Here is a 24,207-nt window from a genome sequence, read left to right as displayed (position 1 = left end):
CCACCCGACGAACGGCCGCACCCGGTCACCGGGCGCGGCCGTTCGTCGGCTTGCGGTCAGCTCGACCGGCCGCCACCGGCGGCATCGGACAGCGGCTGCGCCGGACGTCGCTGCCGGTCGGCGCCCCGGCGTGGCCGCGACCAGCGGCGCATCGCCGGCTGCTCGACCAACGCGTAGAGGGTCGATGCCAGGACCAGGCAGAGCAGGTACGTCGCGATCAGCACCGCGATGCCGGTGCCCAGGTCGAACGTCACCCGGCTGTACATGCCGGACACGCCATTCTCGCCGCTGAAGGCCGCGTGGACCATGAACATCACGGTGATGTGGATGACGAAGAAGGCGTACATCCGATCGCCCAGCCACACCATCAGACCGCTGTTCATCAGCGTCCGCCGCCCGTGGACGTCGGCCATCGCGAAGGCGGGGATCAGCAGTGCCATCGGGATGAGCGGGACGAAGGTGTACCCGTAGAAGATCGGCACGTCGAGCGTGACGAGGTAGGCGCCGAGGGTGAGCAGTGCGGCGGGCAGGGCGTGCAGGCCGATCCACCGGCCGGTGAGGACGATGCGCGCCATGATGATGCCGACCACGAACTCCAGGGCCCGGGTCAGCGGGAAGTAGAAGCCGAACCAGTGCTGGGGCCAGGAGATTTCCGGGGCGACCAGCGACGGCGGGTGGTCCGGCAGGAAGGCGCTGGCGATCACCGGGACGAGCGCCGCCAGGGCAGTCACGCCGATCGCCCAGGCCCACAGCCGGCTCGGCGAGATCTTCCTGACCAGAACGTAGAGCAGCGGGAACGCCGCGTACGCGAGCACGTCGATGTTGGCCGACCACATCGGACCGTTGAGATTCCCGAACAGGAACGACTCGATCGGGAACCAGGAGCTGACCAGGAACAATCCGGCCAACGCCTCGGCCGCCTTGATGGGCGTGCCGGTCGGGATCAGCAGGACCAGGAGGATGGTGTACACCACCACGTGGTTGGGGAAGAGCTTGAAGAATCGACGACGCCAGAATGACCGAGCATTGTCGGTCGACGACGCCGTCCACGTCACCACGAAACCAGTGAGGACGAAGAAGTAGGCGAGACCGAACATCCCGGCGTTGGCGCCATACAGGATGTAGCCGAGCATTACCTGGGGATCGGTGAACAGGCCCAGGGCGAGCCCGTGGGTGAAGAACACCGACAGGCCGGCGAGGGCCCGAAGTCCCGTGAGCGACGGTAGGCGGGTACCGCCGATTCCCGGAGAACTCTCCGGCCGTGCTCCGGGTTGGGTGGTCGTCATGGAGTGCACCTCCGGGTGGGAACGTCCGTCGGTACCGCCGACGGTCGGGAATTGGGGCAGCGGCGACAGTCGCCGGCCGGCTCTCGACGGCCCGGCGACGTCGCCGGCGTCGAGGTGGCCGCTTGGCCGGCGTGGCTCAGGCCGCGGTACGCGAGTTGCGTAGTACGCGCAGCACCATGCTCGGCCGCATCAGCGCCTCGAGCGGGTCGACCAGGCCGGCCGAGCGCATGAACTGCTCGGTCACGGCGGCGTCCCGGGTGGCGGCCACCTGGACGCGGTACATGTAGGCCTGCACCAGCTTGAGCATCGGGCTCCGCTGACCCTCGACGCCGGGGAAGCTGAGGTTGATGCCCTCGGTCATGCCCCAGGCGGGGTCGATGATCTGCCCGACCTGCCGCATGAACTCCGGAGAGTCCGGCGCCCCGCCGCGTCGTAGCGTGGCGCGTAGCGCCAGGGCCTGTAGCGCGGCGAGACTCTGCGCCTGGGCGAAGACCGGATTCGGGGTGCAGACGGCGTCGCCGAGCACGATCAGCCGCTCGGGGAACCGCGCCATCCGGTCGTAGCGGCGCCGCAGCGTGGTCGGGAACCGGAACAGCACCGGGTCGTTGAGCGGCTCGGCCTCGATGATCGCCTCGTAGATCTCCTTGGCGGCCAGCGTCCCGACGAAAGCGTTGAAGCCGTCGGGATCGGTGGGCGGGTGGTCGCCGAGCAAACCGTAGGCGGTCAACTCGACCAGGCCGCTGTCCGTCTTGGTGAAGATGGCTCCCCGGGGCAGCCCGGGGTTCGCCACCGCGATGATCGAGTGGTCGGTGCCGAACGGATCGGTACGTAACCGGTAGTGTCGGGTCACGTAGCCCAGCCCGATCTTGGTGCCCTCCTCCTCGACGCGCGGGTAGCCCGTGGCCTCCAACCACAGCGGGGTACGGGAACCGCGGCCGGTGGCGTCGACGATCAGGTCCGCATCCAGCGTCTCCTCCGCGCCACCGTCGCGCCGCTGTACCCGTGCCCCGGTCACCCGGGACCGGTCCGGCGACATGGCCAGGCCGGTGATGTCGTACCGCTCCATGAAGGTGACGTTGCCGAGCGCGTGCACCCGATCCCGGACGTGCGCCTCCATGACCGGGCGGCGTGCGCCCACGTTGGTCAGGCCCGCCCGCACCTGCTTGAGCGGCTTGCCGTTGAAATACCAGCGTACCGTGCCGGACAGGTCGGTCTGCGGGCATCCGGCGCTGATCATCTGTGCGGTGATCTCGGGAAAGAGCTCCTCCATGGCGCGGGCGCCCCGGGCGAGCAGCCCGTTGATGTGGCGCGCCTGCGGTGCCCCACGGCGTGCCTCACGTACTCCCAGGAGCTCGTCGCGATCGACGATGATGACCTCGCGGTAGCTCTCGGACAGCGCGCTGGTGGCGAACAGTGCGGTTATGCTGCCACCCAGCACGACCGCGCGTTCTCCGACGAATCTGTTCATGAACGGTCGTCTCCCTTGCGTGATGAACGATTTCGGCGACGTCACGAGAATCGTTTTGATGCCTGGGCGGAGTCGGCTCGCCATCCAGGCTTGCTCTGTGTGGGATCGTGTCAGCCGGTGTGGTCGCCGGGCATCTCCCTGACTGCCCTTGCCGGCGCGGAGACCCCTGGTCACGGCCGGGACGACCGGCCGGGGACGATCGGCGGAGCAGTGCGCCGAAAGCCGCGCGAAGGCGACCGCGAGCCCCTCTCGGCTGATGCCCTCCGACGAGATGTGTTGCCGTGGACCGGGTGCTGTCCGCACCCGACCCGCATCGCTGATCGAGGGGACGGGAAAGGTCTAGAAGGTAACGTCGGGTGCCCGTCGCGCCGGCCGAGCCGGGCCGTCGTCAGGGCCACCGGTGCCCTCGTCGGACTCGGTGACCAGATCCCGCAGCCAGGTCACCGCCGTCCACAGCGCTGTGGTGTCGAGCCGGCAGGGCCGCCGCTGGGCGTCCCGCCGCCGTCGGACGAGCCCGGCGTGCTCCAGGACCCGCAGGTGGCGACTCACCGCGGGCATGGTCATCGCGAACGGGGCGGCGAGTTCGGTCACGCTGGCCTCGCCACGGGTCAGCCGGAAGAGGATCGCCCGCCGGGTCGGGTCGGCCAGTGCCGCCATGATCCTGCTGAGTTCGTCGCTTGCCACAGCTGCTGACCTTCCGTTCTCAGGCGGGATGACCGGGGGCACCCGGCCACCGACGGCAGCACGCCGTCGTGACCGGCCGGCGTCGGGTGATCACGGGGTGGCGGCCTCCGACAGCAACCGTTCGATCCACTCGGGTCTGGTCGGCCGGGTACGCATCCGGGCGTGTCGATGGCGTACGTCGTGCGCCACGGTGGCGTCAATGCCGAGCTTCGCGGTCATCCCGCCGGCCGCGGACGGGTCGAGTCCGCTGCCGGCGGCCCGGGGCAGCACGAGCACGTCCCGGTCCGCCTGGACCCTGGTGGCCACCGCCCAGCCGACCTGTTCGTCGTCGTGGATGTCCACGTCGTCGTCGACGACGATCGCGTGCTTGACCGTGCCCGCCGCGCCGAGCGTGGAGAGCAGCACGTTCATCGACGACCCCGCGGTTTCCGCGCGCACGGCGACGACGGCGTGCAGGCGGCACGAGCCGGCCTCCGGCAGTCGTACGGCCGTCACTTCCGGATGCGCCCAGCGCAGCGTCCGCAGCAGCGCCGCCTCCCGTGGGATCCCGCCGAGCAGGAAGTGCTCGCGGCCGCCCGACAGGATTGTCTGGCACACCGCGCCGTCGCGGTGCCAGCCGCTGACCAGCTCGATCACGGGTGCCGGAGCGCTCGGCCCGTACGTGCGGGGGAACTCACCGAACGGCCCCTCCGGCTCCCGGACGTCGGCCCGGAAATGCCCCGCGAGGACGAACTCCGCCTCCGCGGGTACCGGCAGACCGTTGACCGGACAGCGGACCACCGGCAGCGGGCTGGTCCGCAACGCGCCGGCCACCTCAAGGTCGTCCAGGGTCCGGTCTGCCGCCGGGGCCTGGCTGGCCAGGCCGAGCAGCGGATCGACGCCCAGCACGATCGCCACGTCGAGGTCTAGCCCGCGACGCTCCGTCGCGGCCAGGATCCGGCGCAGCCGTCCAGGCAACACGAGCGTACGCAGGCTCCGTTCGCCGACGGCGAGCATCCGGTTGATCGAGAGGTTCGTCGCGCCGGTCTGCTGATCCCGGACCACGAGCAGCGCCGAGGTCAGGTATCGGCCGGCGTCGTGTTCGTGCTGCACCGTCAGGGGGAGCCGAGAGAGCAGCGCCTCGCCGTCGAGCCGGCGGGCGAGCACCGGCGCGCCGCCGTCGGGCACTGGCGTCCAGGGCCGAGGCCGGTCGAGGGCGGCCAGATAGCGGGTGGCGGTCTCGTGAGGCAGGCAGCCCATCGCCGCGGCGAGGTCGGCGCGGTCGCAGACGAGGTTCCCGGCGAGCGGGAACCTCGCCCCGGCGATGTCGCGGAACAGGACCGCCCGCCGCCCGTCGAGGCGTTCGAGGACCGTCGAAACCTCCTGGTCGAGTTCCACCCGGGAGCGCACCTGGCCGAGTCGGCCCCGGTCGATCAGGTGAGACAGCCAGGAACGCAGGTTCTGCTCGACCGGCCACGCCGCGGGTTGACTGACTGGTACGGCCGGCAGGTTCACGTGTGTGCTCCCGGGGCTGGGACGGCGAAGTGGATGTGCTTCAGCTCGGTGAACTGCTCGACGCCGGCCACCCCCCGGGACCGGCCGACACCAGAGGACTTGACGCCTCCGCTGGGTGTCTCCGGGTAGGAATGGTGGTAGCCGTTTATCCAGACCGTGCCTGCCTCGATCGCGTGGGCGAGGCGCCACGCCCGGCCGAGGTCGCGCGTCCACACGCCCGCCGCAAGGCCGTACGGTGTCGCGTTGGCCAGCCGTACCGCCTCGCCCTCGTCGTCGAACGGCTCGACGGTCACCACGGGGGCGAACAGCTCCTCCTGGACGACGGGTGCGTCCGGGCCGACCTCCGTCACCACGGCGGGCCGCACGAAGTACCCGGCCAGGCCGGCGGGGTGGACGCGGTGGCCGCCGTGTACGCCGTGCCGGGCGGCGGCGGCGGTCAGCGTACGGGTCAACCGCTCTCCGGCGGCTGGCGAAACCAGCGGCCCCATCTGCGTGTCGGGATCACCCGGGTGGCCGACCCGGATCCGGTCGAGCCCGTCGACGAGCCGGTCGAGTACGTCCCGGTATGTCGAGCGGGCAACCAGCACGCGGGTGCAGGCCAGGCACATCTGGCCGCTGGTCACCACTGCCGCCCGTACCGCCGTGAGAACTGCGGCCTCCAGGTCGGCGTCAGCGCAAATGACGAGGGTTCCCTTGCCGCCCAGTTCGAGCAGGGTGCGTTTCATGCCGCTGCCGGCCGTCCGCAGGAGCTCCGTGCCGACTGCGGTCGACCCGGTGAACGCGACGGCCCGCACCAGCGGATGCGAGACGGCGGCGCGGCCCACCGCGGGTCCACCGACAACGAGGTGGGCGACATCGTCGGGCAGCCCGGCCGCGCGACCGAGGGTCAGTATTCGAGCGGTGATCGTGCTGGTCTGCGGGGCGGGCTTGACCAGCGCGGTCACTCCGGCTGCCAGCGCGGGTGCGAGATCCCGGATCAGCAGGAGCATCGGCCAGTTCCACGGGACGACGAAGGTGGTGACGCCGACCGGTTGCCGGACGATGTGCGCCACCGTACCGTCGGGCAGGGTGCCAGCCACGCCTCCGAGGTGCCGGGCCAGGCCGGCGTTGTAGGTCAGCGCGTCCACACAGGCCCGGACCTCTTGGGTCGCCTCGGCCAGCGGCTTGCCGGTCTCGGTCACGAGCGCGTCGACCAGTTCGTTCGCGTGTGCGGCCAGCGCCTCGGCCCAGCCGTGCAGCACCGCGGCCCGGCGGCGGCCGTCGACCGGCCAGCCACCCCGTAGCGCCGCCTCGGCCCGTTGCGCGGCCTCGTCGAGGCGGGCCGGCGTGGTGACCGCGACCGGGGGCAGCGGGGCGAGGGTCGTCGGGTTGATTGGTCGGACGTGGCTGTCCGACAAGAAGGGCGCCGGGTCGTTCACGCCGCCGCCCCGACGGGCCCGCCGGCGTGCTCGGCCGCCGCGCTGACGGGCCGGACAGCTGCCGCACTCACGCGAACACCTGCCCGCCGTCGACGATGACGGTCTGCCCGGTGACGAACGCCGACGCCGGTGAGGCCAGCCAGAGCAGCGGCCCGACCAGGTCGTCGACGTACATCGGCCGGGGCAGGGCGCGGGCCCGGGCTGCCGCCGTGAGGTATTCCTCGGTGTTCAGCGTCCGGCTGGCGTCGTTGTCCACCAGCCCCGGAGCGACCGCGTTGACCCGGATGTTGTGTGCGCCGAGTTCCCGCGCAGCGGCCCGGGTGAGCCCCTCCACCGCCGCCTTGGAAGCGACGTAGTGAGCGAAGCCAACCGCACCGGTCCGCCCCACCACCGAGGAGATGTTGACGATGCTCCCGCCGCCGCAGTCCACCATCGACGGGGTCACCGCCCTGATGCCCAGCCAGGTGCCCTGGACGTTGACCGCGAAGACGCCGTCCCACTCCTCGACGCACAGGTCGCCCAGCGGGCGTTTACCGGCGAGCGACCGGTAGACGGCCGCGTTGTTGACCAACACGTCGAGGCGGCCGAACTCTGCGATGGTCCGCTCCACGACGAGTTGCCAGTCGGACGGCGAGGTGACGTCGGCGGGTGCGAATACCGCGCGGCCGGGCCCGGTCCGGGTCGCCGTGCGGGCCGTCTGCAACGCCTGCCGGGCGGTGCTCAGCAGGTCTACGGCGACGACGTCAGCGCCGGCGGCCGCGAAGGCCCGCACGTATGACTCACCGATCGGCGCGCCGGCGCCGGTCACGACGACGGTTCGTCCGGACAGCCCGGCCACGGGCGGCCCCGCCTTGGGCGGCAGTTCTCTCATCGAATCGCCTCCGTCGGGTCCGGGGTGCCGCGGCCGGCGGCGGTGTCGGCCAGGGCGTGGTAGTCACCATCGGCGAGCCGCCGACGAAGGATCTTGCCTACCGGAGAACGGGGTATCCGATCCACGGCGACGACCCGCTTGGGGCGTTTCAGCGACGGCAGCCCGGCGGCGGTCCGGACGAAGTGCTGGACCTCCCGGACGGCCTGGGCAGGGTCGATGCCGGGGCGCACCACGACGAACGCGGTGACGGACTGCCCCCAGCGCTCATCGGGGAGCCCGACCACGACGTTGTCGGCGACGGTGGGGGCGGTTGCCAGGGCCGCCTCGATGTCCGCCGGGTAGATGTTCTCGCCACCCGAGAGGATCATGTCGTCGACCCGTCCCCGGTACCACAGGTTCCCCTGCTCGTCGCGGCTGGCGAGGTCGCCGGTGTGGTACCAGCCGCCACGGATCGCCGCGCGGTCGGCGTCCGGCCGTCTCCAGTAGCCGGAGAACGCCTCCGGCGAGGCCATCGACGCGATTACCTGTCCCGGTTCACCCGGGTCCACGAGGTCGTCGGGGTGGGCGTCGGGCTCGTTGACGACGACCCGTACCCGGGAGAACAGACCGGCGCGTCCGGCACTGCCGGGCCGGGCCGCCACGTCCGGCTCCACGGTGAAGGTGAAGATCTCGGTGCTGCCGTAGTGGTTCACGAAGGCGTCCGGGCGCACCGCGTCGATGAGCTGGCCGGCGAGGTCCGGGGCCATCGGTGCGCCGGCGTACCCGAGCCGGCGCAGCGACGTCAGCTCGGGCAGCCGACCGGTGCGCAGCAACGACCAGTAGATGGTCGGCACCAGATACAGCGCGGTGACTTCCTCCCGGCTGACGAGCTCCGTCGACTCGTCCGCGTCGAACCTGCGCTGAGGCACCCAGGTACCGCCGACTAGAAGGCTGGCCAGCAACGTGCGTACGCCCATGGTGTGGAACAGGGGCATCACGCCGAGCGTCACGTCTACGGCACGGAGCCCTGACTGCAGCACGTGCGCCACGGTGGCGGTGTGTTCGGCGGCATGGGTCCGGGGCACCCCCTTGGGTTGCCCGGTCGTGCCGGAGGTGTACAGCAGCACGCTGAGTTCGTGGTCCGCGACGGTGACCCGCAACGGACCGTCGGGTTGGCCGGCGGCGAGTGACGCCAACGTGGCACCGGCGGAAGCCGCGTCGTCCGGACCGCCGGCGGCGATCCACGCCTGCGGGCCGGGCAGCTTCTCGCGTGCCCGCGCGCAGACATCGGACGTGCTGGCGTCGGTGACGGCCAGCGTGGGTGCGCTGTCTCGCAGGCAGTGCTCGACGTCGGCCGGACCGTACCGGGTCGAAAGCGGGACCGCGACCGCACCGAGCTTCTGCGCCGCCAGATAGGCACCGGCCAGGCCGGCCCCGTTGGTCATGTGTAGCACCACCCGGTCACCGCAGCTGACCCCTAGGGCGGCCAGAGCACGCGCCACCTGGTTGGTGTGGGCGTCCCACTGGCGGAAGGTCATCGGCCGTGGGCCCGCGACCGCGCGCCGGTGCGGGTGGCGCTCTGCCCCCCACGCCAACATCCGTCCGATTTCCACCGGTCAGCCGAGGTTCTCGACGGCCTGGCGGATCCGGCTCAGCCCCTCGTCGAGGACGTCGTCCGGCGCGGCATAGGTGATCCGCACGTGTCCCTCGCCCCGGTCGCCGAACGCCGTGCCGGCCACCACTCCCACCGAGTAGTGGTCGATGAGGTGGTCGGTGAACTGCTGCGCGTTCAGGCCGGTGCCACGGATGTCCGGGAAGACGTAGAACGACCCGTCCGGGGACGGGCAGAAGACGCCGGGCAGGGCATTCAGCGCGGCGACCACCCGGTCGCGCTTCGCCCGCAGGCGGTCGCGGGTGGCCACCACGTGGTCCTGTGGGCCGGTCAGCGCGGCGAGTGCGGCGAGCTGCACGAAGGCCGGCACGTTGGTCACGGAGTTCTGCTGGAAGATGTCCATCGCGGTGATCAGGTCGCGGTTCGCCACGCACCAGCCGATCCGGAACCCGGTCATGATGTAGCTCTTGCTGAACGTGTCGACCAGCAACGTCCGGTCGGCCATGCCATCCAGGGCGGCGATGGTGTGATGCTCGGCAGGCGGGTACACCAGGTGGCTGAAGATCTCGTCGGAGATCGCCATCACGTCGTGTCGTCGGCACAGCTCGCCGATCTCCTCGAGCCGGTCGACCGTCATGCCGTTGGGCCGCTGCGGAGAGTTTATGATCAACAGTTTGGTGCGGTCGTTCATCAGCCGCGCCAGGTGGTCGATGTCGAAGTGGAAATCCGGCTCGACCAGCGGCGTGTACACCACCCGACCGCCGGCGTAGGTGATCCAGAACTCGTCCGGCGGGTAGCCCGGGTTGGGGAAGATCGCCTCGTCGCCGGTGTCGACGAGCGTGAGCAGGCTCTGCGTCAGCGCGTGCTTGGCGCCCATCGTCACCAGCACCTCCTCGCGCGCCGTGGGTCGGCCGCGACGGGTCGCCTCCGCGGCGATGGCGTCCCGCAGCTCGGGTAGGCCGGGTCCGGGTACGTAACGCACGTGCCCGTCGTGCACCGCCTTGGCGCACGCGTCGAGGATGTGCGGTGCGGGCCGGAACTCCTCGCCCTGAAAGTCACCCTTTTCGAGGTGGATGATCTGGGTGCCGGTTTCCCGTTCGAGCTGCTCGGCCCGGCGCATGGACGCCCACTGCCTCGGCAGAACGAAGTGGTTCGTCCTGCTGGACAAGGGGCTCCGACTGGTCGGCGGTGGGGGGTACGGCGCGGTCACCCGTGATCACTCTCCTTTGTCGGCGCCGCACTGGCCTCGGCAGGCGACGTGCCGCTCACGATTCCAACTGCCGTCGCGGGCGGGCATCTCCGTGCGTGCGTTCGTCGTCACCGTCGTCGTTACCCGAAAGCCGCAGGTGCGGCTGAACTTCGCCGCAATCCGGGAGGTGCGGCGGTCCGATTCCCGGTGCCACGGTCATGGGCGACGTCATGGCCGGTGCGATGACGGGCACGCCGCCCGCGGCAATCAGCGGGACGGGCGGGCTGAGCCGCACCCGGATGGCAATCTTGAGGAGACGAGACGTGCAGCCATTCACGATCAACATCCGACAGTCCGAACTCGATGATCTGCGGCGGCGGTTGGCGCAGACCCGCTGGTCCCCCGATCTGCCCGAGACCGGCTGGTCGCGCGGCGTGCCCCTGGCCTATCTCAAGGAGCTGGTCACCCACTGGATGACCAGCTACGACTGGCGGATGGCCGAGTCCCGGCTCAACGGTCTGCCGCAGTTCACCACGACCATCGACGGGGCCGCTGTGCACTTCGCGCACATCCGTTCGCCCGAGCCGGACGCGCTGCCGCTGATCATGACGCACGGCTGGCCGGGATCGGTGGCGGAGTTCCTCGACGTGGTGGGGCCGCTGACCAACCCGGTGGCCTACGGCGGCTCCGCCAAGGACGCGTTCCACCTGGTGCTGCCGTCGATTCCTGGCTTCGGCTTCTCCGGTCCGCTGCCCACCGCCGGCTGGACGGTCAACCGGGTGGCGGCCGCATGGGTGGAGCTGATGCGTCGCCTCGGCTACGAGCGCTACGGCGCCCAGGGCGGGGACTTCGGATCACCGATCTCCCTCGCGGTGGGCCGTCTCGCCGCCGAGCACGTCGTTGGCGTACACAGCAACATGCTGACCGTCTTCCCGTCCGGCGACCCCGCCGAGTTGGACGGCCTCAGCGAGCAGGACCTGGGCCGGCTGGGCCGACTGGCCAGCTTCGACGCCGATAGATCCGGCTACCGCAAGCTGCTGTCGACGCGCCCCCAGACGGTCTCGTACGCGCTCAACGACTCGCCCGCCGGCCAGTTGGCCTGGATCGTCGAGCGCTTCAAGGAGTGGACCGACGCCGACCTGCCCGACCAGGTCATCGACCGGGACCTGCTGCTCACCAATGTGATGATCTACTGGCTGACCGGCACCGCCGGCTCGTCGGCCCAGATGTACCGCGAGGTCACCGAGGAACAGCGTGCGGCGACCGAGGACCCCAACGGGGAGATGCTGACCGGGTACCGGGAGCAGCCCCTGAGCGTGCCGCTCGGCGTGGCGGTGTTCCCGCAGGACTGCATCGTCCCGATCCGCCGGTTCGCCGACCGTGACTTCCCGACGATCACCCGCTGGACGGAGTTCGACCGGGGCGGGCACTTCCCCGCCATGGAGGTGCCGGAGCTGTTCGTCGGTGACGTGCGGGTCTTCTTCCGGTCGTTGGTCGACGTCTCCTGAGCCAGCCCGGCGTCGTAGCAGACCTCGACCACGCCCGGCCGACCAGTTCCCGCCCGGGCCGCGACCGCACGCCATCCGCGACCTCGTACAGGCTATTTCCCCCACGACAGAAGGACCGTAACGTGACGACAGTTGACATGGGAGCCCGGGCGAGCCGTCGGGAGTGGCTCGCGCTCGCTGTGTTGTGCCTACCGACCATGCTGACCACTGTGGACATCAGCGTCCTGATCCTCGCGCTGCCGAGGCTCGCGACCGACCTGGGGGCCAGCGCCACCCAGCAGTTGTGGGTGACCGACATCTACGGCTTCGTGATCGCCGGGTTCCTGGTGCTCATGGGCGTTCTCGGCGACCGGATCGGGCACCGGAACGTGCTGCTCGGCGGCGCCGCCGGCTTTCTGGTCGCGTCGCTGCTGGCGGCGTACTCGACCTCGATCGAGATGCTGCTCGTCTCGCGCACCCTCCTGGGCATCTCGGCGGCGACGGTCATGCCGAGTGTGCTCGCCCTGATCAGCCAGCTCTTCCCCAACCCGGCCCAGATGGGCGCCGCGATGGGGATCTGGGGCACCGCCGTCATGCTCGGAGTGATCCTCGGCCCGGTGGTCGGCGGTCTGCTGCTCGACTACTTCTGGTGGGGTTCGATCTTCCTTTTGGGTGTTCCGGTCATGGCCCTGCTGCTGCTGGTCGGTCCCGGGCTGCTACCGGCCTCGCGACATCCCCGGCCCGGTCGGCTCGACCTGCCCAGCGCCCTCCTCTCGCTGGCCGCGCTCCTGCCGGTGATCTACGGACTCAAGGAGGTCGCACGCGCCGGCTGGGACGCGGGCGCCGCCGGCACGATCCTCGTCGGACTCGCCTGCGGCCTGATGTTCGTACATCGCCAGCGGTACCTCGAACAGCCGATGCTGGACCTGGCGTTGTTCCGCAATCCGATGGTGAACACCATCATCATGCTGGGCCTGGCCTTCGGGTTCATCACCGCGGGAACAGGTTTGGTGGCGACCCTCTACATGCAGCTCGTGGTGGGGTTGAGCCCGCTCAAGGTGGCCCTGTGGATGCTCATTCCGGCGGCCGCGATGATCGTCGGCGGCAACGTCGGGCCGGCCATCGCCCGGACGGTGCGACCCGCCTACGTCCTCGCCGCCGGCATGCTGCTCGCGGCGGTCGGCGCGCTGATCGTCATGCAGGTCAGCGTCACCGGTGGCCTGGCCACCCTGCTCGTGGGCCTGGTCGTCATGTACGTCGGCGGCAGCCCCAGCGCGACCCTGGCCAACGCCGTGCTGATGTCGTCGGCGCCGCCGGAGAAGGCCGGCGCCGCCGGATCGCTCTCGTCGACCGGCGGGGAGCTCGGCGTCGCGCTGGGTGTCGCCATCCTCGGCAGCGTCGCCGGTGCGGTCTACGGCTCCGCGGTGCAGGTGCCGGCCGAGGTGCCCGCACCGGCAGCGGTGCCGGCGGGAGAGAGCATCGTCGGCGCCGTGGCGGTGGCGGAGACTCTGCCGGAGCCCGTGGCGGCCCAGTTGCTCGACTCGGCCCGGGAGGCGTTCACCGAGGCGTTGCACGGCGCCAGTCTGATCAATTTCGTGCTCTTCCTGGCGGTCGCGCTCATGCTCGCGATCCGGCTCAGGGGCCTGCCGCCGACCGGCGCAGGTCATCCCGGTATGCCGTCGCCGAGCGAGGCGCCGCCGGCTCCCTGACAACCCATCCTGCGAGTCGTCCCGGCTCGCGCCCGCCCCGGCGTGGTCCCGGAACACCGCCGGGGCGCGCCCAGTCGTCACCCCGTGCGGGTTGACGTAGGACCACTCCAGGCCTGTCCGCCCGACGATCTGAGGAAGTTGTCATGCCGCGTCGAAGAATCCGCACCGCCGCTGCGGCGACGGTGGCCGTGCTCGCGCTCGCCCTCGTCATCGTGATCACCCCGAATCCCGTCTCGGTCCGCTGGCGGCAGGTCGATGTCTGTGTCGCGCCGTCGGCGGGCAGCGGTGCTGAGGTCACCGCCAAGGTGCCGAGGTCGGTGGCGAACTGGCTGCTTCGCCGTACCGCCTCCTACTCCGGCGTCTGCGCCTCGTACGGCGAGTCGACGAAGCTGGGGAAGGGCACCATCCGGGCGTTCACCCAGTTCCGTGACGGGGTGCCACACGCGATCGGCCTGTCCATGACCGAGGGCGCGCTGGACGGGCTGCCGAGCCACCCGGCGACCGAGGGCCGCTGGTGCCACGACGTCAACCAGGACGGCGAGACCGATCCGAACACCGAGTGCACCGGCGGGTACGAATTCCCGTTGCAGCTCAGCAAGGAGTTCCGCGACGAGGTGGACACCCCCTTCCAGTACGTGTTGATGAACTGGAACCCGGCGGGGCACCTGCCCGAGCACATCTACGACCGTCCCCACTTCGACGTGCACTTCTACCTCACCCCCAACGAGGAGCGGATGGCCATCCGGCCGGGTCCGTGCGGGATGCTGGTCAACTGCGAGGACTTCGAGGTGGGCCGCCTGCCGCTGCCCGCGCAGTACCTGCCGGCCGACTACAGCGACTTCAGCGCCGTCGAGCCCGGTATGGGCAACCATCTGATCGATCTGACGGGGGCCGAGATCAACGGTGCGCCCTTCACCCACACTTTCATCTACGGCTCGTACGGCGGCCGTCTGACGTTCTACGAGCCGATGGTGACCCACGACTGGTTCCGCAGCGTGGCCTCGGGTGAGAGTGCCGACGGCTGCTTCCCGATCAAACAGCCGCAGGCGTGGCAGATCGGCGGCTGGTACCCCACGCGGTACTGCGTACGGCACCGGGAGAACCGGTCGGAGATCGTGACCACCCTGGAGGATTTCGTCCACCGCGCGGCGGGTTGATCCGGTGACCGCCGGTGGTGCGGCGACAGTGTGGTCGTCGCACCACCGGCCCGGCGCGGTCGTCCGGCATCGCGATTGTCGCGCCCCGACTTCGGTATGCTCACCGCGGGTATCGACGTCGATGCGGAGGCGAACGTGGGCAAGGTCGACAACACCGTTAACCGGACCGACGAGGTCGATGCGTTCATGGCAAAGCTCGATCATCCGTTCAAGGCCGAGGTCGAGCTGCTGCGCGAGGGCATCAAGTCGGTAAACACCAAGATCGTCGAGCAGGTCAAGTGGAAGGCGCCGTCCTTCGCCTACCAGGGCGAGTACCTGGTGACGTTCAACCTGTGGTCGAAGGAGCGCGTCCACCTGGTGTTCCACAACCCGCTGGTGGTCAACATCGACAGCAAGCTGCTCGAAGGCGACTACGCCGACGGTCGCCGGATGGTGTATCTCTCCGACATGAAGGACGCCAAGGCGAACAAGGCAGAGCTCAAGCGGATCGTCAAGCAGCTCATCAAGTTGATCGAAAAGTGATGATCGTCCTCATCCACACGTCGAAGGTGATGCGGCCGGCGCCGGCCGGCCCTCGCGCGTTGACCGAGCCGGCGCTGCGCGGCCCTGCGGAGGAGTTGGCGGGCTACCTGAAGACGCTGTCGGTCGAGCAACTCGCGGCCGTCATGGAGATCTCACCGGTGTTGGCCGCCAAGACCCGCACGCTGCTCGCCGACTGGGGCGTCGAGCCGGATCGGCAGTCGCCGGCGATGGACAGCTTCGCCGGTGACATCTACAGCGGTTTACGCGCGTGCGACCTCTCCGAGGCCGATCGGGCCTACGCCGACCGGCGGCTACGGATCCTCTCCGGGCTGTACGGGATCCTGCGTCCGCACGACGCGGTGCAGCCGTACCGGCTGGAGATGGGCTATCGGCTGCCAGATCCGCGCTACGCCGACCTGTACGGCTTCTGGGGTGACCGGATCGCCGAGTGCCTGCCGCGGCGGGGGATCGTGATCAACCTGGCGGCGGCGGAGTACCACCGGACCGTCACGCGGTTCCTGGACCGGGACCGGTTCGTCAGCCCGCGCTTTCTGACGGTGCATCCGAGGACGGGCGAGCCGCGGTTCGTGGTGGTGCACGCGAAGATCGCGCGCGGGGCGTTCGCCCGCTGGATGCTGACCAACCGCATCGACCAGCCCGAAGCGATCACCGATTTCGCCGAGATCGGTTACCGCTACGATCCGACGCTGAGCCGGTTCCGCGAACCGGCGTTCGTCTGCAAGGAGTTCGAGGGCAAGGGGCTCAGCGTCCGGCTGCTTGAGCAGTAGCAACAGCACCGCAGACCACCCTCGGCGAGCTGGAAGTCACGCTCGGAAACCTGGCTGTCTACCGTGGTCGTCCAAAAAAGTCCGATTGCATCTTTCACCGTACCGCTCTGACCGTCTACATGCTCGTCGTGGTCGCTCACTGGGCCGAGCACCTCGTCCAGGCGTACCAGATATGAGTGCTCGGCTGGCAGAGGCCGGCGGCCTGCGGCGTGCTGGGGATGCCGTTTCCCTGGCTGGTGAGTTCGGAGTGGCTGCAATACGGCTACGCCCTCGTGCTGGTCGGTCTCTTCCTGTAGCGCCCCGGGCTTCACCGGCCGGGCGAGGGCGTGGTGGACGGTGGCGCTCGCCCTCCAGTTCTGGCACCACATCGAGCACGCGCTGCTGCTCGTCCAGGCGCACAGCTCCTTCTGGTTCCCCGGCACCCCGTCGCGACCAGCCCGCTGCAACTCGTCGTTCCCCGGGTAGAGCTGCACCTGTCCTACAACTCGGTCGTGTTCATCCCCATGCTCGTCGCCGCATACCTGCGCGTTCGGCCCAACGACGCCGAGCGTGCCTCGATGACCTGCACCTGCGCGCCCGGCAACGGGCAGACCCGCACGTAGCGGCCGGTCGCGGCCACGGAAGACCGGCCGCCCCGGTGATGTCCACCCAGGCTCGCACCTACGCCGGCTCCGCCGTCGTGGTGGCGGCGCTGGTCGCGCTCCTCGCCTTCGTCGCCCACGTCGACTTCGCGTCGTCGACCGACTCGCCGTTGAGGGTGGTCTCGGTCGTCCCCGCCGAAGGCGCGGTGGTGACCGTGGCACCGTCGGCGGTCCAGATCCGCGTCTCGGGACGGCCAGACACGGGCCGCCCGCCACCCACGTCCACGGCGTCGATCCGGTTGGGGCGGCGCTGCTGGTCATCGACGGCATCGCGCTGCTCGTCGTCGTGCTGCTGCTGTTTCGGCGCCCCACCCGTGGCTGACCCCTCCTGAACCGCCGGCCGGGGCCGCACGCACGGAGATGCCCCGGCCCGCGGCACTGGCGACGCTGACGTTAGCCCCGTGGACGACGCCCGTGCCGGCAGACCCGCCGCGGCGCGCCGTCCGGCGTCGTCCTCCGACGGTCAGCAGACCGGTGAGGCCCACCCATCAGAAAGGTACGTGTCGATGACTCAACTCGGAGCCCGCGCTGTCGTGCTCGGCGGAAGCATGGGCGGCGTCCTCGCCGCCCGGGTCCTGGCCGAATCGTACGCAGAGGTCGTCGTCGTGGAGCGCGACACGGTGCTGGGCGTGAGCACCCCACGGCGGGGAGCGCCGCACACCGCCCACGCCCATGGGCTGCACGCCCGGGGACACCTTATCCTCGAGGAGCTCTTCCCCGGCCTCACGGAGGAGTTGCGCGCTGCCGGTGTGCCCACCGGTGACCTGGGCGAGATGCGCTGGTTCTTCAACGGCCGCCGGATCCAACCGGCCAACACCGGTCTCGTCTCGGTCACCGCTCCGCGTCCCGTCCTGGAGAACCACGTCCGCAACCGGGTCGCCGCGATAGCGAACGTGACCCTCGTCGAGGAGTGCGACGTGCTCGGTCTGGTCACCACCGGCGACCACGAGCAAGTCGTCGGGGTACGTGTGCGGCGGCGGACCGATCGGGCCGAGACGGAGGTGCTCGACGCCGACCTGGTCGTCGACGCCACCGGACGCGGCTCCCGTACCCCGGCCTGGCTCGACGAACTCGGGTTCCAGCGCCCGGAGGAGGAACGGGTCAAGGTGGGGTTGGCCTACACCACCCGGCATTACCGCATCCGGCCGGACATGTTCGACGGGGTGCAGTCGATCAACCCGGTGGCTTCTCCGGCCCATCCGCGTGGAGCGTTCTTCGGACAGGTCGCGCCGGACGTCTGCATCCTGTCGCTGACCGGAGTGCTCGGCGACTACCCGCCCACGGATCCGGATGGGTTCCTGGAGTTCGTCCGCTCCCTGCCGGTCGGAGACGTGTACGAGGCGGTACGCGACGCCGACGCGCTCGACGGCCCGGTCTCCTTCCGTTTCCCCGCCAGCGTCCGTCGCCGCTACGACCGGCTACTGCGCTTTCCTGGCCGGCTGCTCGTCCTGGGCGACGCCTTCTGCAGCTTCAACCCGGTGTACGGCCAGGGCATGAGCGTGGCGGCCATCCAGGCGATGACCCTGCGATCGCACCTGCGGGTGGGCCGACCACCGGAGCCGCACCGGTTCTTCGCGGACCTGTCCCGGGTTGTCGGCACCCCGTGGGACATCTCCGCCGGAGGCGATCTCGACTTTCCCGGCGTCGAGGGACGGCGCACCCTCAAGGTGCGGATCGGGAACGCCTACATGGCACGCCTCCAGTACGCGGCCACCAAGGATCCCGAGGTGACCAACGGCTTCATGCGGGTGGCCGGCCTGATGGACCCACCGGAGGCCCTCATGCGGCCCACGATGGTACGCCGGGTGCTGCGCCACGCGATCCGCCGACCCGCGCCCGGTCCGTCGTGGCTTGATGCGCCGTCGTCCGGCCCGGCCGTCGACCGGGGGCGCTGAGCCGCGTGCCGACCGGGTCGGCCGGCCCGTGACCTGATGACGACACGGGAAGCAGCAGGACGTCAGTGGATCCGCCCGGCGGCCGGCTGTACCACGGTGGTCTCGGTCGTCATCGGGCGTCACTCCCTCGATCGGTCGATCCGCCGTTGTTTGTATTGTCTCCCGCCTGCCGACCGTGGGGTGCGGGACGGCTATCCGGCGGCGGGGAGTTCATCGAGGGTGAGGCCGGGGCGGCTGTCGTCGATGGAGCGCATCCGCCAGCCGGTGGTGAACAGGGCGAGCAGGGCGCCGTCCCGGACGCGGGTGAGTACCTCGGCGTCGCCGACGCCGCGGAGGCGTTGCTCGCTGTCGGGATCGGTGCGACGGGCTACCTGGTAGGGCAGGTGTTCCAGTCGGGTGGTGACACCGAACTCGACGTCGAGGCGGGCGACGGCGACCTCGAACTGCATGGGCCCGACGGCGGCGAGCACGGGCGCCTGGTCGCCTCGACGGTCGGAGCGGAGGACCTGCACGACACCCTCGGCGTCGAGCTGCTCGACGCCGCGACGGAAGCGTTTGAAGGTGGAGGAGTCGGCGGCGCGCAGCACGGCGAAATGCTCGGGGACGAACGACGGCAGCGGCGGGAACGTCACAGCCGGACCCTCGTGCAGGGTGTCGCCGATACCAAGTGCGGTGGCGTTGACCAGACCGATCACGTCGCCCGGGTACGCCTGGTCGATGGTTTCCCGGTTGGCGCCGAACATCTGCTGGGCGTACTTCGTGGCGAACGGCCGCCCGGTGCCCGCATGGGTGACGCTCATGCCACGGGTGAACCGCCCGGAACAGACCCGGATGAAGGCCAACTGATCGCGGTGCGCCTTGTTCATGTTCGCTTGAATCTTGAAAACGAAGCCGGCAAACGGCGCGTCGACCGGTCGCGGCGTGCCGGTCACGTCCGAGCGGGGCCCGGGCGCGGGGGCGTGGGTGGCCAGGACGTCGAGCAGTTGCCGTACCCCGAAGTTCGCGACCGCCGCGCCGAACATGACCGGAGTACTGGTGGCCGCGGCGAAAGCCGCCTGGTCGTGGTCGGCGCCGGTGAGAGCCAGCAGCTCCAACTCCTCGTTCGTGCGGTGCCAGTCCTGGCCGTACCGGTGTGCCGCCCGCCCCGGATCGAGGTGCTCCTCGATCGCCGCGGTCGCACCGCCAGGGGTACGACGAAAGGCGGTCATCTGACCGGTGCGACGGTCGACGACACCATGGAACTCCCCGGCGACACCGACCGGCCAGGTCACCGGCGTCGGCCGCAACTTGATCCGCTGCTCGATCTCGTCGAGTAGCGCCAGAGGTTCCCGGCCCGGACGATCCCACTTGTTGATGAACGTGATGACGGGGATCCGGCGGGCCCGACACACTTCGAACAGTTTCAACGTCTGCGGCTCGAGACCCTTGGCGGCGTCCAGAAGCATCACGGCACAGTCCACCGCGGTCAGCACCCGGTAGGTGTCCTCCGAGAAGTCCGCGTGCCCCGGAGTGTCGAGCAGGTTCACGACCAGATCCCGGTACGCGAACTGCAGGACCGCCGAAGTGATCGAGATACCTCGCTGCTGCTCCATCGCCATCCAGTCGGAGACCACCCCCCTACGACCGGCCTTACCGTGCACCGCACCGGCCTCCCCGATTACCTCGGCGTGCAACGCGAGCGCCTCCGTGATGGTCGACTTCCCGGCATCAGGATGCGAAATCACCGCAAACGTCCGCCGCCGCGCCGCCTCCGCCACAACCCCAGCCACGCTTGCCACCGACGGCACTCACCCACCCCCTTCTACGCCGACCCAGCCGGAACAATACCTTCAATTCAAGGATGTCCGCGCGGGTAGGCCGGCAGCTCAGTTGCTGGTCGCGGCCCGGGTCACGATGGGCGACTGCAGTGCCTCCATCTGACCGGACAGGGTGCCCGCGAACTCTTCGGCGGTGGCGAGTTGCGACCGCAGTGCGGCGCATCGCTCGTGAACTGCTTCGCGGTAGCCCGCGAGGCTGTTCAGCATCCGCTCCCGCTCCGCCTTGGACAGCCGCGCATCACCGGCGAGCCGGTCGACGATGGCCAGCAGCTCGCGCATCTGCTCCAGACTGAACTCCAGCGGCTTCATCCGCTTGACCACCTGGAGCCGGTCCACGTCGGCGTCGGTGTAGAGGCGGAAGCCACCCTGACTGCGCGCGGAGGGCACGATCAAGCCGACCTCCTCGTAGTAGCGGATCGTGCGCAGGCTCAACCCAGTCCGCTCCGCCACCTCACCGATCTGCCGCAACACGCCGTCGCCCATGGCTTCCGTCCGCCTCCCGATCGCGCTCACCACCCGGTGGACGCCCACCAGACAACTGCCGTTCAGGCTAGCCGGCACCACTGGGAGCGAGGGCAACCTGCCAACACACCACCCTGGCACCGGCGGACCGCTGACCGACGGGAAGAGCTGCTGGTTCGTCGCCAAGGCGAACCACAATTCTCACGAAAGGCGAGCACGGGTTACGGCGTCAGCGGTCGTGCAAGAGTCCACCGGCCCGGCGCACCTCACGGTCGGCCTCGTCGTGGGCCAGGCCGGTGGTGCCCAGCAGATCCGTGGCGATCGCCCGGACCTGGGCGACGACGACGTTGCCGGAGAATCCCAGGCCCTGCCGGTAGGCGTCACTGGCCTCCCGCACGGCCCTGCACAGCAGGTCGGCCGCCTCCTGGGGCGGCTGGCCTCGACGAAGGTTGTTGCGGATCACGGTGGCGGCCTCCGCCAGGGCCGCTACCGACTCCCCTAGTTGCGGCGGGCTGGGTTCTCCGTCGCGTAGCAGCGTCACCGCGCGGCGGGCGAGCACCCGGGCGTTGCGGATCGAGCGTTCGATGTACTCGGCGGCGTCCAGATACTGGCGCAGGGCGTCACGCGCGTGCCAGCGCAGCGGAGCCATCGTCGCCGCCTCCTGCCCCTCGGGCAGGATGTCATGGAACTCGCCGAGTTTGCCCTCGCCCTCACTCAGCAGCACCAGAGCGTCGTGAGCCAGCCCGTCGTCCTGTTCCCGCAGGCCGCCCGCGGCGCCGCGCAGACCGTCGATCAGCACGCCGAGCGCAGGCTTGGCGACCCGCGACACCACGGTCAGCGGGTTCACCGGCAGCAGCACCGCCATCACCACCAGCGCCGCCACGCCTCCGATCAGAGCGTCGACGACCCGGGTGACGTAGATGCCCTCGGTGGGTGGGGTGAGGGTGGCGATCAGCACCGCGGAGGCCGCCGACTGGCCGACCACGCCCGCGCTGCCGCCGGCGACCACGGCTGCTGCCATCGCCAGCGCCACCGCCACACCGATCTGCCAGCCGCCGGTGCCGATGAACCAGATGAGCCCGTCGCCCACGGCGATGCCCACCGCCACACCGAAGACCAACTCGACCGCGCGGCGGTACCGCTGTCCGGTGGAGATACCCAGCGTGATCACCGCGGAGATCGGAGCGAACACCGGCTCCGGATTGCCGACGACCCGGCTGGCCACCGCCCAGGACACCGCGGCGGCCACCGAGGTCTGCACCACGACGACCGCGAGGGCACGCAGCCGAAGCCACCGTTCCCGCACGATCTCTGCCGCCCGCGCTCGTAGCCGTGCGGCAACTCCACTCACCCGGGCTCTTCCACGGCCGGCTCTGCCACGGCTCACACTCTAGGCAGCAGGACAGCCCGGACAGCACCGGATCGTCGCAGTTCGCCCGATTGGCAGCCAGCCCACTCCGCCTCTTACGTAAGGTTAGAGTTGTTGCCGAGTGGCGGACCTTTGGATCCGCACCCGCACGTTCAGGTAGGGTCGCGGAGCGCCAATCGTACGATCGGCGCCGCGACGCCTCGGGGTGACGAATGTCGACCCACCTTCCCGCCTCCCTCAGGCGAAGCCGCCCGCCCGGGTACCCGTCGTAGTGACACCGGTCCCAGTCCGACCCATGCAAGGGCGGCCGACGTCGGACACTCCGCGCGTCACCGCCCGCGCGCTGCCACAGTGAGGCCCGTGACCACCAACCCATCCTCGAAAGCCACACCTCAGCCCACCGGCGGCTTCCACGGTTGGCGAATCGCCGGCTATGCCGCTGTGGCGCTGGCGATGACCGCACCCGGCCAGACCGTTGCGGTGTCCGCCTTCGTCGACCCACTCATCGCCGACCTCGGGATCAGCCGATCGACGATCTCCACCGCGTACCTCATCGGCACGCTGACCGGGGCGGCGGCCCTGCCCGCGATCGGGAGACTGATAGACCGCCACGGAGTGCGTCACTGCATGCTGGTCATCGCGGCGGTGTTCGGCGCCGTACTGGTGGCCCTGTCCACCGTGTCGGGGATCGTCGGACTCACCGCCGGATTCGTCGGCATCCGGATGGCCGGACAGGGCGCTCTCAGTCTGGCCGCGACCACCCTCACCGCGCACTGGTTCCGGCGCCGACGGGGTCTCGCGATGGGGATCGCCTCCGCCGTGGGCGCCGCCGGGATCTCCCTCGCCCCGCTGCTGCTGGAGCGGCTCATCGCCCATCACGGCTGGCGCACTGCCTGGCTCGTTGAAGGGCTTCTCGTATGGACGATCGTCATCCCGATCGCGCTCTTCGGCATCCGCAACCGTCCCGAGGACATCGGCCAGCAGGTCGACGGCGCGGCCGCCAACGCCCACCCCGCCAGTCGCGCCCAGACCGACCTGACTCACCGCCAGGCGCTGCGCACGCCGTACTTCTGGGTGCTCTCCGCCAGCGTCGCCACCTCCGGCCTGCTCACCACCGCCATCGCCTTCCACCAGATCAGCCTGCTCACTGAACGGGGGCTCACCTCGGCGGCAGCGGCAGCGAACTTCCTTCCGCAAACCGTCGCGGGAATCGCGGCCACCCTGCTGGTCGGCGCCCTCATCGACCGCGCCAACCCACGGGTGACGCTCCTTGTCTCCATGGTCGGGCTGGCCGCCGCGCTCGCCTGGGCCACCCAGGCCACGCCAGGCTGGTCGGCACTCGGGTTCGGCGTGGCCATCGGCGCCGCCTCCGGCGCCATCCGCACCGCTGAAGCCGCCTTGACCCCTCGGCTGTTCGGAATCGGTCACCTGGGCACCATTCGCGGGACAGTCACCGCGGTCAACGTCGGCTCGACCGCCTTCGGCCCCGTCATGTTTGCCCTCGGACACGACCTCACCGGCAGCTACACCTCCGCCCTGCTGATCGGTGCGGCGCTTCCCCTGGCCGTGGGCGCCGCCGCGACCCTGGCCCCGCTGCCGGCCGAGGAGGGACACGCGACCCCTCGGCGAGCACACCGGAGCTCATCGACGGCTCGTTGACCCCCGCCCGGCCCGACGTCATCGCCCGGCTACACCGCCTACCTGATCGCGAGTTCCGCCAGGTACGCGAACTGTGGAAGGAGATGACCGCCCTGCCGAACCAAGCCCTACCGTCGGCCTGGCGGTCCTCGACCACCCGTGGCCTGCTCGCGGGTTGGCCGACCACGATCTGACCCTGCCATCACAGCCCAGACCCGCACCGCTTCCGACAAGATCGGCTCCGACTGACCCTGGCGCTGGTCACGCGAAACTACGCGGGGATCGCATCACCCCGTCACCCCACCCGAGAGGTCGACGGCGGTCGACGCCCTCGGCGGGAGCCGGCGGAACGGACCACGACAGTCACCCACCAGCACCCCCAAGGAATACCTGCGCGTACAACGACGACCCGAAGGCATTCGGGTGGACGGTCACCATCTCGCCGGTCTACCAAGGTCTCAGTTCCTTGCCCCACGATCCTGCGGTAGCCGCTGCAGTAGCAGCATGCTGGCAGCCGACGAGCCGGCCACTAGGTGCTGTACCAGGTGACCAGGAGCTGCCCATCGACCAGCCGAAAGGTGGTGTCGGCGGAGGAGGTGCGCGCGTGCGGGCTGCCCGAAGGCGGATACCGAAGATGTGTTCGCTGAGGTGGGTTGAGGGCCTGATCAAAGGTGGGTTGGATGCCTGATCAAAAAGCGCAAGCCGTGTCCCCGTCCAGGCT

The 24,207-nt window shown here is 70.1% G+C and carries 22 protein-coding genes; 9 read left to right on the top strand and 13 right to left on the bottom strand.

Annotated features, from left to right (window positions below; genetic code table 11):
- Positions 1–56: 56 nt before the first annotated feature.
- The 9 genes from ACFHWY_RS18930 to ACFHWY_RS18890 form a co-directional block, all read right to left on the bottom strand.
- On the bottom strand, positions 57–1,286 hold the full coding sequence (locus ACFHWY_RS18930) for an acyltransferase family protein (RefSeq protein ID WP_416581536.1): 1,230 nt from the start codon (positions 1,284–1,286) through the stop codon (positions 57–59).
- 136 nt (positions 1,287–1,422) lie between these two features.
- On the bottom strand, positions 1,423–2,754 hold the full coding sequence (locus ACFHWY_RS18925; protein WP_416581535.1) for an FAD-dependent oxidoreductase: 1,332 nt from the start codon (positions 2,752–2,754) through the stop codon (positions 1,423–1,425).
- Positions 2,755–3,093: 339 nt separating this feature from the next.
- Positions 3,094–3,438 carry an ArsR/SmtB family transcription factor gene (locus ACFHWY_RS18920; RefSeq protein WP_416581534.1) on the bottom strand — a complete coding sequence of 115 codons (345 nt, stop codon included), beginning with the start codon at positions 3,436–3,438 and terminating at the stop codon, positions 3,094–3,096.
- Between the two features lie 90 nt (positions 3,439–3,528).
- Complete coding sequence (locus tag ACFHWY_RS18915) at positions 3,529–4,932, bottom strand: UbiD family decarboxylase (protein WP_416581533.1); 1,404 nt, start codon at positions 4,930–4,932, stop codon at positions 3,529–3,531.
- Positions 4,929–6,350, bottom strand: a complete 1,422-nt coding sequence (locus ACFHWY_RS18910; protein ID WP_416581532.1) for an aldehyde dehydrogenase family protein — start codon at positions 6,348–6,350, stop codon at positions 4,929–4,931. Before ACFHWY_RS18910 ends, ACFHWY_RS18915 begins: the two co-directional genes overlap by 4 nt.
- 67 nt (positions 6,351–6,417) lie before the next feature.
- Positions 6,418–7,221: an SDR family NAD(P)-dependent oxidoreductase gene (locus ACFHWY_RS18905; RefSeq protein ID WP_416581531.1), complete on the bottom strand. Its 804-nt coding sequence runs from the start codon at positions 7,219–7,221 to the stop codon at positions 6,418–6,420.
- Positions 7,218–8,798, bottom strand: coding sequence for a class I adenylate-forming enzyme family protein (locus ACFHWY_RS18900; protein ID WP_416581542.1), 1,581 nt, complete (start codon positions 8,796–8,798; stop codon positions 7,218–7,220). Before ACFHWY_RS18900 ends, ACFHWY_RS18905 begins: the two co-directional genes overlap by 4 nt.
- 18 nt (positions 8,799–8,816) lie before the next feature.
- Complete coding sequence (locus tag ACFHWY_RS18895) at positions 8,817–9,980, bottom strand: pyridoxal phosphate-dependent aminotransferase (protein ID WP_416581530.1); 1,164 nt, start codon at positions 9,978–9,980, stop codon at positions 8,817–8,819.
- A gap of 97 nt (positions 9,981–10,077) precedes the next feature.
- Positions 10,078–10,347 (bottom strand): hypothetical protein, encoded by a 270-nt coding sequence (locus ACFHWY_RS18890; protein WP_416581529.1) that lies wholly within the window; start codon positions 10,345–10,347, stop codon positions 10,078–10,080.
- Between ACFHWY_RS18890 and ACFHWY_RS18885 the strand changes: the two genes are divergently transcribed.
- The 6 genes from ACFHWY_RS18885 (at position 10,325) to ACFHWY_RS18860 (ending at position 16,129) form a co-directional block, all read left to right on the top strand.
- A complete protein-coding gene (locus tag ACFHWY_RS18885; RefSeq protein ID WP_416581528.1) occupies positions 10,325–11,509 on the top strand; it encodes an epoxide hydrolase family protein in 1,185 nt (394 codons plus the stop codon). The genes ACFHWY_RS18890 and ACFHWY_RS18885 overlap by 23 nt on opposite strands.
- Before the next feature lie 122 nt (positions 11,510–11,631).
- Complete coding sequence (locus ACFHWY_RS18880) at positions 11,632–13,197, top strand: MFS transporter (RefSeq protein ID WP_416581527.1); 1,566 nt, start codon at positions 11,632–11,634, stop codon at positions 13,195–13,197.
- Between the two features lie 143 nt (positions 13,198–13,340).
- Positions 13,341–14,354 carry a hypothetical protein gene (locus tag ACFHWY_RS18875; protein ID WP_416581526.1) on the top strand — a complete coding sequence of 338 codons (1,014 nt, stop codon included), beginning with the start codon at positions 13,341–13,343 and terminating at the stop codon, positions 14,352–14,354.
- Between the two features lie 30 nt (positions 14,355–14,384).
- Positions 14,385–14,876 carry a DUF1801 domain-containing protein gene (locus ACFHWY_RS18870; protein ID WP_416581525.1) on the top strand — a complete coding sequence of 164 codons (492 nt, stop codon included), beginning with the start codon at positions 14,385–14,387 and terminating at the stop codon, positions 14,874–14,876.
- Positions 14,876–15,664 (top strand): YaaA family protein, encoded by a 789-nt coding sequence (locus tag ACFHWY_RS18865; RefSeq protein ID WP_416581524.1) that lies wholly within the window; start codon positions 14,876–14,878, stop codon positions 15,662–15,664. Before ACFHWY_RS18870 ends, ACFHWY_RS18865 begins: the two co-directional genes overlap by 1 nt.
- A 336-nt stretch (positions 15,665–16,000) precedes the next feature.
- Positions 16,001–16,129, top strand: coding sequence for a hypothetical protein (locus ACFHWY_RS18860; protein WP_416581523.1), 129 nt, complete (start codon positions 16,001–16,003; stop codon positions 16,127–16,129).
- Between the two features lie 195 nt (positions 16,130–16,324).
- Here ACFHWY_RS18860 and ACFHWY_RS18855 read toward each other — a convergent pair whose 3' ends face one another.
- On the bottom strand, positions 16,325–16,657 hold the full coding sequence (locus ACFHWY_RS18855; RefSeq protein WP_416581522.1) for a hypothetical protein: 333 nt from the start codon (positions 16,655–16,657) through the stop codon (positions 16,325–16,327).
- Between the two features lie 154 nt (positions 16,658–16,811).
- Between ACFHWY_RS18855 and ACFHWY_RS18850 the strand changes: the two genes are divergently transcribed.
- Entirely contained in the window at positions 16,812–18,200 is a 1,389-nt protein-coding gene (locus ACFHWY_RS18850) for an FAD-dependent oxidoreductase (protein WP_416581521.1), read from the top strand.
- Positions 18,201–18,391: 191 nt separating this feature from the next.
- On the opposite strand, the gene ACFHWY_RS18845 is transcribed toward ACFHWY_RS18850, so the two are convergent.
- The 3 genes from ACFHWY_RS18845 to ACFHWY_RS18835 all read right to left on the bottom strand — a co-directional run bounded on the left by ACFHWY_RS18845 (position 18,392) and on the right by ACFHWY_RS18835 (position 21,830).
- Positions 18,392–19,957 carry a peptide chain release factor 3 gene (locus tag ACFHWY_RS18845; protein ID WP_416581541.1) on the bottom strand — a complete coding sequence of 522 codons (1,566 nt, stop codon included), beginning with the start codon at positions 19,955–19,957 and terminating at the stop codon, positions 18,392–18,394.
- Between the two features lie 108 nt (positions 19,958–20,065).
- Positions 20,066–20,500, bottom strand: a complete 435-nt coding sequence (locus ACFHWY_RS18840) for a MerR family transcriptional regulator (RefSeq protein ID WP_416581520.1) — start codon at positions 20,498–20,500, stop codon at positions 20,066–20,068.
- Between the two features lie 208 nt (positions 20,501–20,708).
- Positions 20,709–21,830 carry an FUSC family protein gene (locus ACFHWY_RS18835; protein WP_416581519.1) on the bottom strand — a complete coding sequence of 374 codons (1,122 nt, stop codon included), beginning with the start codon at positions 21,828–21,830 and terminating at the stop codon, positions 20,709–20,711.
- Positions 21,831–22,208: 378 nt separating this feature from the next.
- On the opposite strand from ACFHWY_RS18835, the gene ACFHWY_RS18830 reads away from it, so the two are divergent.
- Entirely contained in the window at positions 22,209–23,507 is a 1,299-nt protein-coding gene (locus tag ACFHWY_RS18830; protein ID WP_416581518.1) for an MFS transporter, read from the top strand.
- Positions 23,504–23,680 (top strand): hypothetical protein, encoded by a 177-nt coding sequence (locus ACFHWY_RS18825; protein ID WP_416581517.1) that lies wholly within the window; start codon positions 23,504–23,506, stop codon positions 23,678–23,680. The genes ACFHWY_RS18830 and ACFHWY_RS18825 overlap by 4 nt, the downstream gene beginning before the upstream one ends.
- The last annotated feature ends 527 nt before the right edge of the window (positions 23,681–24,207 follow it).

Origin of the sequence: Micromonospora sp. LOL_024, assembly GCF_048060415.1 — a bacterium.
Taxonomy (GTDB): Bacteria; Actinomycetota; Actinomycetes; order Mycobacteriales; family Micromonosporaceae; genus Micromonospora.
The sequence above is the reverse complement of the archived record's forward strand: the minus strand, read 5'-3'. Positions and strand labels throughout refer to the sequence as shown.

Bases quoted from the DNA above. Each gene is read 5' to 3' on its own strand.
- ACFHWY_RS18930 (WP_416581536.1), bottom strand. From the start codon at position 1,286: ATGACGACCACCCAACCCGGAGCACGGCCGGAGAGTTCTCCGGGAATC.
- ACFHWY_RS18900 (WP_416581542.1), bottom strand. From the start codon at position 8,798: ATGTTGGCGTGGGGGGCAGAGCGCCACCCGCACCGGCGCGCGGTCGCG.
- ACFHWY_RS18840 (WP_416581520.1), bottom strand. From the start codon at position 20,500: ATGGGCGACGGCGTGTTGCGGCAGATCGGTGAGGTGGCGGAGCGGACT.
- ACFHWY_RS18905 (WP_416581531.1), bottom strand. From the start codon at position 7,221: ATGAGAGAACTGCCGCCCAAGGCGGGGCCGCCCGTGGCCGGGCTGTCC.
- ACFHWY_RS18925 (WP_416581535.1), bottom strand. From the start codon at position 2,754: ATGAACAGATTCGTCGGAGAACGCGCGGTCGTGCTGGGTGGCAGCATA.
- ACFHWY_RS18890 (WP_416581529.1), bottom strand. From the start codon at position 10,347: ATGTTGATCGTGAATGGCTGCACGTCTCGTCTCCTCAAGATTGCCATC.
- ACFHWY_RS18865 (WP_416581524.1), top strand. From the start codon at position 14,876: ATGATCGTCCTCATCCACACGTCGAAGGTGATGCGGCCGGCGCCGGCC.
- ACFHWY_RS18850 (WP_416581521.1), top strand. From the start codon at position 16,812: ATGACTCAACTCGGAGCCCGCGCTGTCGTGCTCGGCGGAAGCATGGGC.
- ACFHWY_RS18875 (WP_416581526.1), top strand. From the start codon at position 13,341: ATGCCGCGTCGAAGAATCCGCACCGCCGCTGCGGCGACGGTGGCCGTG.